Below are 12,745 nucleotides of genomic sequence, written 5' to 3'. Positions count from 1 at the left end.
CCTCCTCAAATGAACCCTTGTATTAAAGATAAGGAGGGGGGACTATCTTTCATGAGTTTTTGCTTTTAAAAGGGCTTCAAAATAACTTATCACCCTTATAACATGACCAACTGTTAAACACAAAAGAACAACTAAGACGCCTAAACTAAAAATCACGGTAATCCTCGTTAATGCTATCCCTTTCATCATCAATTGGAAGACACCTAATCCGACAAACAACAAACAAAGCCCCCCTAAAACCAATCCAGCAATCACTATTAATAAAATAATTTCTGCCATCTTAATTTCCCCCTGACTTTCGCCCGACGTTTACGTCATGATTAATGAAATTCACTGGCGTTACTTGGTAAAGAATTGATTCGATGTAAAAATTTAGCTACTTTTTCCCCTTGTTCAACATCATAGGTGTATCCGAGAACCCCTGCCACTTTTTTCGCATATTTTTCAACGAATAACTTCATCAAAAACAAACGCTCCCACATCCCCCCATAACTTTGATTAGGATACAGTGAAAGATACTCTTGATAGCTAGTATCTGATAAATAACGTTTTAACCACCTATTTTTTCGGCCTAAATCAACCTTCCAATCATATTTAATTTCAACCATCCAGCCTAATAGGGTTGTTAGCCCCTCCGTTAAAAGTTTCTCATAAAGTGACCCAACTAGCGTCACCTCTTCACGATACAATGCCTTAGCAACCTCAATTTGATTCCACCAAATGTCATTCAGTAACTCCTGAAACTCCTCTTCCGTCGGGCATGAAACACGGCTAGGAAACAGATGAGTCTGAGTATTTAGTGGCAACTGATGATCCTTGTCTAAAATCACTCGATACAATGTTTCTGAGATAACATATTCCTTTAGTCTATCGAGCGTTAGGAATTCAAAATCAAGGCGAATTCCATCTTGAAATTGCATTTGAAAAAGAAGATGAGACGGGGTTAACTTATTTTTTTTAACGACTAACAATTCCCCAAATGTCTCCATCCATGAACAATCCTCCGTATAACGGTGCAATTTTTCACTTTTTACCCCTAAACAAAAGCGGTAATCTCTCATAATATCAAGAGGAGCATCGCGATTTAATCGTAATCCTGTTTGTATTAAAATACGAATTTCCGCTTCACGTTTTACAAATTCAAGTACCTCTCGTTGGATTTGCGCACTTGAACGCATTTTTAAGAGAGGAACTTTTTCATTTATCGGATGAGTTAAACTATATTTTGAGAAAACAGCGCCCCCAATGCTTACCTTCTCATCTAACCTCATCCCAAGTTTTTTTACTACTTTAGTTAACTCAAAATCAATCGAGCGAACCATCATCATCAATCGAGGAACTTTTAACGTCAAAAAAGAAAAGTCCACTAACTTTCTCAAAATTTCTTCGATAACGTTTAATTGCCTTAAAACTTCTAAGTTATCATACCCTAACTCTACGCTCACTGTATCAGGGAGTGATTTAAGCTGTACCCCCCCAATCGTTTGCTGATTCTTTGTTAGCCTAACCTCCCATTCAAAATCAACGATTTTTTCATTTTTCTCCCTTTTTGAAGAAGACGATGCTTGCAAATGAGAGGGGTCTCCTCCCTTATGTTTCTCAATTAATTGGCAATGATCTGTACATAAGTTCATGTCGATCTCTCCCATCTTACAAAAAAGTCATAACCCTATCATGCTATTAATTTATGTTTTTTAGCTTCTTTTATGTGCCCTCCCCTATAAAAAGGATTTTGCATTTTTCAACATCTTTTTCAAACATCGTCCATTTTAGTAGACTTTTATCGCAAGGTACGATAAACTTTCTTTCATAAAAAGGAGGAATAAAATTGAAATTTATCTCATGGAATGTCAACGGATTACGCGCCTGTGTTAAAAAAGGATTTTTAGATTTTTTTCAAACCATCGATGCTGACTTTTTTTGTATTCAGGAAACAAAGTTACAAGAAGGACAAATCAACTTAGAACTCGAGGGGTACTACCAATACTGGAATTATGCCCAAAAGAAAGGTTATTCCGGAACAGCCATTTTTACTAAACACCGTCCGACGTCGGTTTTTTATGGAATCAACCTGGAGGAGCACGACCAAGAAGGACGAACCATTACGTTAGAATACGATGAATTTTATCTCGTAAATGTCTATACTCCAAATTCCCAAAACGGACTTGCCCGGTTACCGTATCGCTTAAGTTGGGAACGTGACTTTCGCCATTATTTAGTCGAACTTAACAAGAAAAAACCTGTTATTTTATGTGGGGATTTAAACGTCGCCCACCAACCTATTGATTTAAAAAACCCTAAAACTAATCAAAAAAATGCAGGATTTACAAAAGAAGAGCGTGAGGAAATGACCCATTTACTCTCAGAAGGATTTATTGATAGCTTTCGCTACTTTTTCCCGCACCAAGAAGGATGTTATTCCTGGTGGTCTTACCGTGCAAATGCACGTGCTAAAAACGTGGGTTGGCGCATTGATTATTTCCTTGTTTCTAATCGTCTAAAAGAAAGCTTACAAACAGCTACTATTTATCCAGAAATTTTAGGATCTGATCACTGCCCAGTTGGTCTCACACTCACAATAAAATAAGAAATGGACAAGTCTTGCACTTGTCCATTTCTTATTTATCAAAGGTTAGCTTTGTTTTTGCCCCATGTGAGCCGGATTAAATTGATTAACTTCTAATAAATAATTAATCTGATCTTGAAGATAGTAATAATTTTCCTTGATTTCACTTACTATTTTAAACGTATAAATGATAAAGGCAAGATTCCAAATTAAACTCACAATCAACATCTTCGAAGAAAAATAATACGTATAGACGGTTGGTAAAAATAGCGTCATTAACAAAAGAACGGTGAGTAAAGCAACTCCCCCCATGTTCATTCGCAACCGTAAGCTAATCCCTGCTAATAAATGTAGGGCGTCGAGTAACTTATTATTTTTCATCTCTAATAAACGTTTTGGAATTTGATTTTGCGAGCGCTTAAAGGAATGGCTCATATTTTTCATTAATGTTAATTGAATCAGCAAGTATTGCCTAACCACCCCAATGACAACACCACACGTTAAGATAAGAATTAAGATTAAACTATATGCTTGAATAGATTGACTACTTAATAAAATGCTCCCCAATAAAATTAATGATAGAATGGTTCCTAAGTTAAACCCTTCTAAAAACGTCGTAAACGATTTTGGATTTTTCATCCGCATCCCCCTCTCATCGTCATTAGTCTAACATGCGACTCGTAAGGAACTTGTCTATCTATGTCAAGGGGTATTTCCTGGATTTAAAAACTACGTTCTCTTTTTCTTAAACGGTGACTATCTATGACGCCTTATCATATGTTATAGTAGAAGCACTCGTAAAGCGTCAAAAAAAGCAATTTATCCTAAAGAGGGGACGAATCGCGCTGAACGATAGCAGTATGAGCCATCCTCAGGCTGAAGCAACTCGGTATGTGATGGAATGAACATAGCCTCCTCCAAAATGGTGACCTCTGGCATCCAAAGAAGGTACTTCATCATATAAAGGCTACCGCTTTGCTCATCAATTGGGGCTAAGCCCTCTGTCTGTAAAGAACGAGAAATTCCTTCCACTAATTCGCCCATTAATTCGTGATGTGGCGTACATCCCATCAATTCATTAGAAAAATAAAAATCATCTTTAGTTTCCACAAAAAATTCGACATCATCCAATAAAGGTTCAATATTTTTAAAACAGGCTGTATCTAATTCAACGTAAATTCCACCATATTGATAAAGAACTTCATAACGAACGATATTGGTCTTTTGCACGACATCTGTCGTTTGATCATAACTTCTTTGGTTTCTCAAGGGAATCAGATGGTCCACCGTCCATAGGTGATATTCCCAATCAGGATGATGTGACTTCCACGAATCAATAAACGATAAATATTTTATTGGAACATCACCGTCTCCTAACCATATTTGATGAATTATTTTAGGAATTATTTGACTCATGTCGATCGACTCCTTTCCTTTTTATTATTATATGTATTTTCTAATAAATCGTTCATCGTTTCTACCGATTATTAGAAATTTGTTATTTTTCCTTGCTCCCTCATCTCTTCGCATGTTATTTTAATCTTAAATTGTAAAAAGGAGGAGAAAAAATGGAGATTATTTCTCATTTACGCGTCTATGATTTAGAGGAGACCCTTATTGCGAGTGGGTATGCGATGATTGAGGATTATCAGGAAGAAATTGTTTTACAACAACTGAATTCTTTAAAAGGGAATGCAAAGGAGTCTCACCCTTACCGACGTGCTCTAAAGCTGTTACGCGCTCCGTTAAATAGTGGACATTGTTCGTTTGCGAAGGGGATTGTCGTGAATATGGATATCACCTTTACAAATAAAGCTTGGATTGAGTTTCAACGGTACCATTTTGCTGACATCATTACTGGGATGAGTACCATGCATCGAATTAGCCAGTTTGATTTAAAATCTGCGTTTAACGACTATACAGACCCTCTTATTATCGAGCGTCTAGAAGAGCTTCAAAAACATTATCAGCAAACGAAGTCTAAAGAAGATTATCTGAAACTCCTGTACTCGACCCCAGCGGGATTAAAAATGACAGGAAGAATTACAACTAACTATTTGCAACTCATGAACATTTGGTCACAACGTCACCATCATCGATTGCCTGAATGGCGACAATTTTGTCAAGAACTTCAAGAGAAGCTTCCGTTGTTTGAAGAGTTCTTAGTCGCAAATGGACAGCTTCATGTAGATGAAATAAAATGAAACGTCTAACGGGAAGTTGGAACATACAAAAAGTTATCGCCAGGTTGGTTGTCTAATCAACCACTGTCACCCATTGTATGTTGACCTAGCCTCCCCAATCCTATACAAAAGACCCCAGGTCCGAAGATAGATCAGCTATCTCTGCCTGGGGTCTTTTTTCGAGTCCTCGGTATCCAACCAACACTCACTCATCATTATTTTTTCTTTAAAGCACCTAAAATACAAGCACCGACTATTGAACCTACGGCAATCGCAACAAGGTACATGAGGGCATTTCCTACAACCGGTAATACGAAGATTCCACCGTGTGGTGCTGGCAACGTACAATTAAAAATCATCGTTAGTGCACCAGCAATCGCCGAACCAACCACACAAGCAGGAATGACTTTTAATGGATCAGCCGCTGCAAATGGGATAGCCCCTTCCGTAATAAAAGAGAGTCCCATGACATAATTAACTTTTCCAGAATCACGTTGCTCTTTTGTAAAACGTTGGCTAAAGAACGTTGTGGCTAATGCGATGGCTAAAGGTGGAACCATCCCCCCGGCCATGACAGCCGCCATAACTGCTTCATTTCCAGATTCTAATGAAGCAATTCCAAAAACGTAAGCCGCTTTATTAAATGGTCCTCCCATATCAATCGCCATCATTCCAGCCACAACAATTCCTAAAATAACTGCTGAACTCGTTCCTAATCCATTTAAAAAATTAGTCAACCCTTGATTAACAAAGGCAACTGGCGGATTTACAATAAACGTCATGATGACTCCGACAAGCAATGTTCCAAATAAAGGATAAAGCAGAACAGGTTTAATCCCTTCAAGTGATGATGGTAAAAATGAGAAAACTTTCTTTAATCCAACAACAAGATAACCGGCAATAAATCCGGCAAGTAACGCCCCTAAAAATCCAGCGCCACCTACATTTGCTAACAATCCACCAACGAAACCAACAACCATAGCTGGGCGATCCGCGATACTAACCGCGATAAATCCTGCTAACACAGGCAATAAAAATCCGAAGGCTGCATCACCAATCGTTTTAAAGAAAGCAGCAAACGGCGTATTTGATCCAAAATTTGCTGGGTTTATTTCGCGATTATCAAATAAGAAGGCAAGGGCAATTAAAATTCCTCCAGCTACAACGAAAGGTAACATGTTTGAAACACCATTCATTAAGTGTTTATATAATTGACGCCCGAAACTTTCAGTTGACTCCTCCACTACATCCTGTGTCGCTGACGAATTATAGTAAATGGGTGCCTCTCCATTTACTGCCCGGTTAATTAATTCTTCTGCTTTGTGAATCCCGTCGGCAACCTTTGTTTGAATCACACGTTTACCATTGAATCGTGCCATTTCTACCTTTTTATCAGCCGCAACAATAATAGCTTCACAATGCTCAATCTCTTCTTTTGTTAACGCATTTTTAATTCCTGCTGATCCATTCGTCTCAACCTTAATCGAAATTCCTAACTCTGCCCCCTTTTTATTAAGTGATTCTGCCGCCATAAACGTATGCGCAATTCCAGTTGGACACGCTGTGACTGCCAATACTTGAGGATATTTTGATGCCTTTTCATTCCCCCCTTGTTCGATAACTTCTTCTGTTTCCTCTTTAAACGCCTCTGTTTCCTTTCGATCAATCAATGATAAAAATTCATCCACTGTTTTGGCATCCATCAGTTTCTTTCTAAAGGATTCATCCATCAAAATCGTTGATAATCGCGATAGGACTTCTAAGTGCGTGTTATTTGCCCCATCAGGTGCAGCAATCATAAAAAACAAATGAGCTAAACTTCCATCAAACGATTCATAGTCAACCCCCACGTGGCTAACAGCGGCCGCCAAGCATGCCTTTTTCACTGCAGCTACTTTAGCATGTGGAATGGCAATCCCTTCTCCAATCCCGGTTGTACTCTGCTCTTCACGCGCAATAATTCCTTCCTTGTACGCCTTTTTATCAGTTAAGTGACCACTAGCATCTACTAAATCAACTAATTCATTGATGGCCTCCATTTTATTTTTCGCCTGTAAACGAAGACTAATTGAGTCTTTACTTAACAAATCGATAATTCTCATATGAACCCCTCCATTTTATAGTTTTTGAACAACAATTTCCTTTACTAAGGCTAAAATCTCCTCTGCTGTCGCTACATCGCTTGAAAAAGCTGTGGCACTCCCACTCGCTGCTCCAAGACGAAGCGCCTGTTCATAACATTGAGTTTTTTCATAACCGGCAATAAACCCCGCTACCATCGAATCCCCGGCTCCCACTGAATTTTTTACGACCCCCTTTGGAACATTTGATCGGTATACCTCACCATTTTCAGCTAATAAAATTGCTCCGTCTCCTCCCATTGAAATTAAGACGTTACGCGCCCCCATGTCCTTCAAGCGATTCCCATACTGAAGCAAATCTTCCGTGGTTGAAATCGTTACCCCAAACATCTCTGCTATTTCATGATGATTAGGTTTAATTAAAAAAGGACGATAGGTTAAGACGTTTAATAATAAATTTTTAGTGGCATCAACGACTACTTTTACTCCTCGATCCTGTACATGCTCCATCATTTTTTCGTAAAAATCATCCGGTAGCGTCGCCGGAATGCTTCCCGCTAACACTAACGTATCATCCGCCGTTAATAAATCTAACTGCCGATACAGTTTATCAATCTCTGTTTTTGGAATATGCGGTCCCATTCCATTAATCTCTGTTTCATCTGTCGTTGTTTTAATTTTCATATTGATTCTAGAGTATCCCTCACTCAATCGAATAAAATCGGTATCAATGCCCTTTTCTTTTAAGCTTCCTTCAATAAAATTTCCCGTAAATCCACTAATAAAACCTAATGCACGATTGGAAATTCCGTGCTGATTCAGAATTTGAGACACATTGATTCCCTTTCCACCCGCATAAAAATGTTCGGTGCTCACCCGATTTACCATTCCCTCAACTAATTGCTCCATATTCACGACGTAATCAATCGATGGATTCAAAGTTACTGTATATATCATATTTTCACGTCCTTTACTATCGTTATTTTTTCATAGGCCTTAAGATCAAGACTTCCTGTTGTAATAATAGTCGCTTCTTCTAAGTCCGCAAACTTTGTAAAACTTACTTCACCAAACTTACTTTCATCAACTAAGACATATGTCGTTGCTGAGGATTTAATCGCGTGCTCTTTAATCAAGGCTTCCTCTGGATCTGGGGTGGTAAAACCGTGGATGGGATGAACCCCGTTACTTCCAATAAAACACTTGTCAAATTTATAACGATGTAACAAGGTTAGCGCCTCATATCCGATAATCGCCTTTGTCTTGTGTTTCACTCTTCCCCCGAGAATAAAGCATGGAATTTCATGATCAATGAGCGCTTCAATATGAGAGAGTCCGTTCGTCACTACCACAATATCCTTTTCTTTTAAATATTTAATCATCTCAAAGGTTGTTGTTCCTGAATCAAGATAAATACTCTCTCCATCCTGAACAAACGAGGCTGCATACTTTGCCATCCCATCTTTTTGATGAATAAATTGACTTTTTTTATCTTGATAGCTTTTTTCAACAAATTTATTAAGAACAGGGATTGCACCCCCATGAACACGCTTTAAACAATGACGTGCTTCAAGTTGAACAAGATCTCGACGGATGGTTGACTCTGAAAAATTAAACTTCTCCACAAGATCAGCGACCTTTACCGATCCTTTCTCCTTGAGTTCCGATAAGATTAATTGATGTCTTTTTTCCGTAATCAAAAGCCTCACCTCCAATATCCTATTTCGTTTAACTTCCCGTGATGAGGGACCTTCTAAACACGTTCATTTCATGGATGTCTTGAACACCTCTATAACTCTTTTTCGAAACCGTTTCCTACAATTCAATTTTAACGAAATCCTCACCTTTAGTCAATCGTTTTCATTCAAATTCATTCACTTTCGTTCATAAACATCCATATTCGTTCATTACATAACAAAAAAAGAGGGGCCCCTCATTTTGATCAGGTATCCCTCTCCCTCTTTATTCAATGAATACTAGTTATAATTCACGTGTAAAATAATACAAATGACCATTAACTCCACAAAGGCGCCATCCCTCTTGCCCAAGTTCATCTAATTTTTGTTTTAACGTTTCCGTTAACTCCTGATTTGCCACATTTAAAACTGTCTTTATATCAATCGCTAAGTTTTCTAATCGGTACTCAAATTTTTTCATCGTTATAGGCTCCTTTAATTAATTGATACTTCATTATAAGAAGATCCTCATAAAAATATGCCTAAAACTCATTGTTTTTTCTCTTATAATCCCGACTAAGTTCGACGTTTTATAAAGAGGAACACTCAAATAAAAAAGCTAGCGTCCATGCCTAGCCTTTTTATTTCCCTTATTAGGCCTCATTAGGCCTCAAATACTAAGTCAAAGCTAGACGCTTGACGATTCATCGCCGCTGTTGCTAATGCTTCTAAACTTGGTAATCCCATTTCTTCTAGATGGCCTTTTGATAAAATTTGTGCCTCTGAAAGCGAGCAAATAAATCGTGTATAAATATGATCAACAACCGGAAATTTTACCTCCGTATCTTTACAAGACAAAATAATATTTTGACGATTTCCTCTAATTTTAACCTCCATTGGGCATTCCTTAATATAGTTAATAAATTCTTTTTCCGTTCTCATTTGATTTCCTCCTTCATTTTTCCCCTTTATATCCACGCTTACGCTTGAAATGTCAAATCAAAACTTGATCCTTTTCGATTAATCGCTGCTGTTGCGAGCGCCTCGAAACTTTTTAAACTCAACTCTTCTAGTTTACCTTTTGATAAGATTTGAGCATGAGACAAAGAACACACAAATCGTGTATAAATATAATCAACAACTGGGAACTTCACTTCTGTTTCATCGAAAGATAAAATAATACTTTGACGATTCCCCCTGATTTTAACATCCATCGGACATTCCTTAATTCGGTTGATAAATTCTTTCTCTGTTCTCATCCTTGAAAACCCCTCTCACGTATTAATTAATCTTTGCTTGATGTCTGTAGTATAGCATGTTGTGAATTCTTTAACAATAATATTGTGAAAAAAAGTTCAATTGAAGCCTGTGAAAACGTACACAATCTCTATTTCATCCTCCCCTCTTTTCGAGTAAGCGCTAACCATAATCGAATTGTCGAATTCTGTTTGGAAGAAAAATAATAAAAAAACCTCGTCTTCGTTTTAAATCCGTAGACGGGGTTCTTCTAATCACCTATTGTAAAAAAATGTGCTCTTTTATGCAGTCAATTGAAATTTAACTTGAGAAAGTGATCCGTCTTTTTGATCTTCTTCATTTTTAACGGTTTCCTTCCCATTTTTTATAAAAGTTTGAGGTGGTTAAATTCTATTTATTACATGAAACACTAAAGGTCGTTTCCCCCTCTCTTTCGTTTATCTCATAATAAAAACGATGTTGGACGCTTTTAAAACAAACTCCTCCATCGTCAAGTTTATAGCTCATTTTCATGAAAAATTCACGATAATTAAAAGGCCCCTTTTTAAGAAAATAGTGATTCGTCCATCACTTTCTTGCTAACTCCTTAGTCACAATATAATGTAATTCTTCTTCACCTGATTCATTACATCTGACTTCTTTTTTTATTAACCCACACGCTAGGAGTTCAGACAAGCCGGCCTCTAAATCATTTCGCGCCTCTTCTAATTGCGATAAAACGCCTAAAATATCTTCCACCTTCTCCGTGATTAAATAAATAAAGTAAATATAAATATTTTTAGCAGCGGGTGACAATTGCTCACTCTCTAACACCGCTTGCGGAATATCCATCATATTTTCATCATAATAAAAATCAAAATTCGTTGTGTAATAAGTCTTCATCTTTTGATTTGCTCCTTTCGCTCAATCCTATTATACAAATTTTTTTTGTGTTTTTAAAGAAAAGGATTTTATCGATTAACTCGCTCATAATTTTACCAAAATATGTACATACTATTCTTACCCCCTCGTCCCTTTTAACTGGACCACCTAGTACTTGATGGATGGTCGTTGTTAAAACTCATGATGGGTGTGCACCATTCCCCATTAATTCCTGTTAGTCCTAAGCAAGTTTATTTTCCTTTTTGCATATGATGGAGTAATACGACAGATATGGAGGTTGCAACCATGGCCCATTTGATTAAAGAAACGTTCACTTATCTCAAATATAATGCCCTAACACTTGCTCTTTTTGAGCTTATACATAAATTGCTTCTTTTGGCAGTCATCGTGCCATCTTTTTTTTCAATTTTAACAACGATTATGCAAAAGTTGAATATGACTTATCTGAGCGCCAAGCAAGCAATTCATTTTTGCCTTTCGCCAAGTGTTTTAATCTTAGGCTTTTTTATGATTATTTGTCTTGGATATGTGTTATTTTTAGAAGTTTACGCTATTCTCCTCCTTTTACAAGCAGCTACTCATCATCAAAAACTTTCGCTTTTTCAAACCATTACGCGAAGTCTAAAAGGGGCGTTAAGTATTCTAGCCCCCCGAAACCTTTTACTCCTCCTTTTTCTAACGAGTATCATCCCTATCTCTTCCTTTTTATTTAAATACTATTTCCTAAAAGATTTTTCAATTACCGAATTTTTATTCGATTTATTGTACCAACGGGCGCCTTTTCATCCTGTTTATTTTCTATTCATCTCTGCTCTAGCCTTACTTAACATTCGTTTTTGCTTTACCCTCCAAGGGGTGGTTTATCAAAAGTTGCCCTTCATTCGGGCAGCGAAGGAAAGTGTTAAACGCTCATCGAAAACAGTAATTCTTCGTTTCTACACCCTGAACTATCTTCTGCTTATCGGAATAGCCTTTATGGGGCTTTATGGCGGACTAATTCTAATAAGTGCACTTGCCATTAAAATCATTCATCCAACAGAGGCATCGACAATCTTTATAAATATAGCCTTAACCATTAAAAGTATATTAACGATTATTGCACCGTCCTTCTTTTTAATTTTGATGTGCGCCTTTATCCATACTCTTTACCTCATTACCCCAGCCCCGTATCTTCCTCCGATAAAAGGCTGCGCGTCAAAAATGACAAAACATCCGATTCTCAAAGGAGTCGTGATCGGGATTTTCTTCCTCATTGGTAGTGGGCTCATTAGTCCTAATTTCCTCTCGATTGGTCGGAGAAACTTTTCAGATGATATTCAAATTATTGCTCATCGCGGTTCAGCAACCTATGTTCCTGAAAATACATTAGCTGCTCTTGATTATTCCATTCAACATGGTGCTGATATGGCAGAAATTGATGTTCAGATGACCAAAGACAAAGAAGTGATTTTGATGCACGACTCCAATCTGAAACGAACATCTGGTTATGATCAAAAAGTAACCGAGACAACTTATCAAAAAATCAGGCAATTAGAAGTAGGAGGACGATTTGATGCCGCCTTTTTCGGGGAACCGATCCCCACGCTAGAGGAAGCCTTAAAAAAGGCAAAAGGAAAACTGACACTCATGATTGAAATTAAAGTGAGCGATGACACCTCTGAGATAACAAAAAAAGTCATCGAATTAATTGAGGCACACAACATGGAAGATGAATGTCTCATTGGTTCGATGGATTATCGTGTCTTACAAGTGGCCAAAATGATTAACCCCGACATTCAAACCGTCTATATTACAGCGCTTGCATATGGGGATTATCAAAATTTAAAAGACGTTGACTACTACTCGATTGAGGCTTCCTTTATCTCCTATGCCCTCATTAGTCAAGTCCATCATTCAGGAAAACAAATCTATGCTTGGACGGTCAATAAAGAGGCCACGATGCAAACAATGATTGCCATGCAAGTGGATGGGATTGTCACCGACAACCCAACCCTCTTAAAAAAACAAATGGCGCATCTGAATGACCACTACATTATGTTCATCAATCAACTTTTTTTCAGACCTTCATGATAAAAGGGATCCCCAAACAGGTGATCCCTT

14 protein-coding genes are annotated in these 12,745 nt (G+C 37.6%); 3 read left to right on the top strand and 11 right to left on the bottom strand.

The features are described from left to right. Positions 1-42 precede the first annotated feature (42 nt). Together AACH31_RS04645 and AACH31_RS04640 are read right to left on the bottom strand one after the other, a co-directional pair. Entirely contained in the window at positions 43-279 is a 237-nt protein-coding gene (locus tag AACH31_RS04645; protein WP_161831657.1) for a hypothetical protein, read from the bottom strand. A 41-nt stretch (positions 280-320) separates the two neighbouring features. Then, complete coding sequence (locus AACH31_RS04640; RefSeq protein ID WP_161831658.1) at positions 321-1,634, bottom strand: GNAT family N-acetyltransferase; 1,314 nt, start codon at positions 1,632-1,634, stop codon at positions 321-323. Between the two features lie 194 nt (positions 1,635-1,828). Here AACH31_RS04640 and AACH31_RS04635 point away from each other — a divergent pair, with 194 nt between their 5' ends. After that, positions 1,829-2,587, top strand: a complete 759-nt coding sequence (locus tag AACH31_RS04635) for an exodeoxyribonuclease III (RefSeq protein ID WP_161831659.1) — start codon at positions 1,829-1,831, stop codon at positions 2,585-2,587. A 45-nt stretch (positions 2,588-2,632) separates the two neighbouring features. On the opposite strand, the gene AACH31_RS04630 is transcribed toward AACH31_RS04635, so the two are convergent. Together AACH31_RS04630 and AACH31_RS04625 are read right to left on the bottom strand one after the other, a co-directional pair. Then, the gene (locus AACH31_RS04630) at positions 2,633-3,205 is read right to left on the bottom strand and encodes a hypothetical protein (RefSeq protein WP_161831660.1); all 573 of its coding nucleotides are present in this window, start codon (positions 3,203-3,205) and stop codon (positions 2,633-2,635) included. Positions 3,206-3,385: 180 nt separating this feature from the next. Then, positions 3,386-3,982, bottom strand: a complete 597-nt coding sequence (locus AACH31_RS04625) for a glycosyltransferase family 32 protein (protein WP_161831661.1) — start codon at positions 3,980-3,982, stop codon at positions 3,386-3,388. 152 nt (positions 3,983-4,134) lie between these two features. Between AACH31_RS04625 and AACH31_RS04620 the strand changes: the two genes are divergently transcribed. Next, positions 4,135-4,770, top strand: a complete 636-nt coding sequence (locus AACH31_RS04620; protein WP_161831662.1) for a hypothetical protein — start codon at positions 4,135-4,137, stop codon at positions 4,768-4,770. A 194-nt stretch (positions 4,771-4,964) separates the two neighbouring features. On the opposite strand, the gene AACH31_RS04615 is transcribed toward AACH31_RS04620, so the two are convergent. From AACH31_RS04615 to AACH31_RS04585, 7 genes are all read right to left on the bottom strand, one after another. Continuing rightward, positions 4,965-6,851: a PTS fructose transporter subunit IIABC gene (locus tag AACH31_RS04615; RefSeq protein WP_161831663.1), complete on the bottom strand. Its 1,887-nt coding sequence runs from the start codon at positions 6,849-6,851 to the stop codon at positions 4,965-4,967. A 15-nt stretch (positions 6,852-6,866) separates the two neighbouring features. After that, positions 6,867-7,787, bottom strand: a complete 921-nt coding sequence (gene pfkB / locus AACH31_RS04610) for a 1-phosphofructokinase (protein WP_161831664.1) — start codon at positions 7,785-7,787, stop codon at positions 6,867-6,869. After that, the gene (locus AACH31_RS04605; RefSeq protein WP_161831665.1) at positions 7,784-8,530 is read right to left on the bottom strand and encodes a DeoR/GlpR family DNA-binding transcription regulator; all 747 of its coding nucleotides are present in this window, start codon (positions 8,528-8,530) and stop codon (positions 7,784-7,786) included. Before AACH31_RS04605 ends, pfkB begins: the two co-directional genes overlap by 4 nt. A gap of 280 nt (positions 8,531-8,810) precedes the next feature. Continuing rightward, complete coding sequence (locus AACH31_RS04600; protein ID WP_202618724.1) at positions 8,811-8,987, bottom strand: hypothetical protein; 177 nt, start codon at positions 8,985-8,987, stop codon at positions 8,811-8,813. Between the two features lie 182 nt (positions 8,988-9,169). Further along, on the bottom strand, positions 9,170-9,448 hold the full coding sequence (locus tag AACH31_RS04595) for a hypothetical protein (protein ID WP_161831666.1): 279 nt from the start codon (positions 9,446-9,448) through the stop codon (positions 9,170-9,172). A gap of 38 nt (positions 9,449-9,486) precedes the next feature. Further along, positions 9,487-9,765, bottom strand: coding sequence for a hypothetical protein (locus tag AACH31_RS04590; protein WP_161831667.1), 279 nt, complete (start codon positions 9,763-9,765; stop codon positions 9,487-9,489). Between the two features lie 565 nt (positions 9,766-10,330). Next, a complete protein-coding gene (locus tag AACH31_RS04585) occupies positions 10,331-10,645 on the bottom strand; it encodes a hypothetical protein (RefSeq protein ID WP_161831668.1) in 315 nt (104 codons plus the stop codon). Between the two features lie 285 nt (positions 10,646-10,930). On the opposite strand from AACH31_RS04585, the gene AACH31_RS04580 reads away from it, so the two are divergent. Beyond that, positions 10,931-12,715: a glycerophosphodiester phosphodiesterase gene (locus AACH31_RS04580; RefSeq protein WP_161831669.1), complete on the top strand. Its 1,785-nt coding sequence runs from the start codon at positions 10,931-10,933 to the stop codon at positions 12,713-12,715. The last annotated feature ends 30 nt before the right edge of the window (positions 12,716-12,745 follow it).

The sequence above is a fragment of the Turicibacter faecis genome (assembly GCF_037076425.1).
GTDB lineage: Bacteria > Bacillota_I > Bacilli_A > MOL361 > Turicibacteraceae > Turicibacter > Turicibacter faecis.
This window is presented reverse-complemented; position numbering and strand designations above follow the sequence as displayed.

Coding starts and splice junctions, on each gene's coding strand:
- AACH31_RS04645 (WP_161831657.1), bottom strand. CDS start 279: ATGGCAGAAATTATTTTATTAATAGTGATTGCTGGATTGGTTTTAGGG.
- AACH31_RS04640 (WP_161831658.1), bottom strand. CDS start 1,634: ATGAACTTATGTACAGATCATTGCCAATTAATTGAGAAACATAAGGGA.
- AACH31_RS04630 (WP_161831660.1), bottom strand. CDS start 3,205: ATGAAAAATCCAAAATCGTTTACGACGTTTTTAGAAGGGTTTAACTTA.
- AACH31_RS04625 (WP_161831661.1), bottom strand. CDS start 3,982: ATGAGTCAAATAATTCCTAAAATAATTCATCAAATATGGTTAGGAGAC.
- AACH31_RS04620 (WP_161831662.1), top strand. CDS start 4,135: ATGGAGATTATTTCTCATTTACGCGTCTATGATTTAGAGGAGACCCTT.
- AACH31_RS04615 (WP_161831663.1), bottom strand. CDS start 6,851: ATGAGAATTATCGATTTGTTAAGTAAAGACTCAATTAGTCTTCGTTTA.
- pfkB (WP_161831664.1), bottom strand. CDS start 7,787: ATGATATATACAGTAACTTTGAATCCATCGATTGATTACGTCGTGAAT.
- AACH31_RS04600 (WP_202618724.1), bottom strand. CDS start 8,987: ATGAAAAAATTTGAGTACCGATTAGAAAACTTAGCGATTGATATAAAG.
- AACH31_RS04595 (WP_161831666.1), bottom strand. CDS start 9,448: ATGAGAACGGAAAAAGAATTTATTAACTATATTAAGGAATGCCCAATG.
- AACH31_RS04590 (WP_161831667.1), bottom strand. CDS start 9,765: ATGAGAACAGAGAAAGAATTTATCAACCGAATTAAGGAATGTCCGATG.
- AACH31_RS04585 (WP_161831668.1), bottom strand. CDS start 10,645: ATGAAGACTTATTACACAACGAATTTTGATTTTTATTATGATGAAAAT.
- AACH31_RS04580 (WP_161831669.1), top strand. CDS start 10,931: ATGGCCCATTTGATTAAAGAAACGTTCACTTATCTCAAATATAATGCC.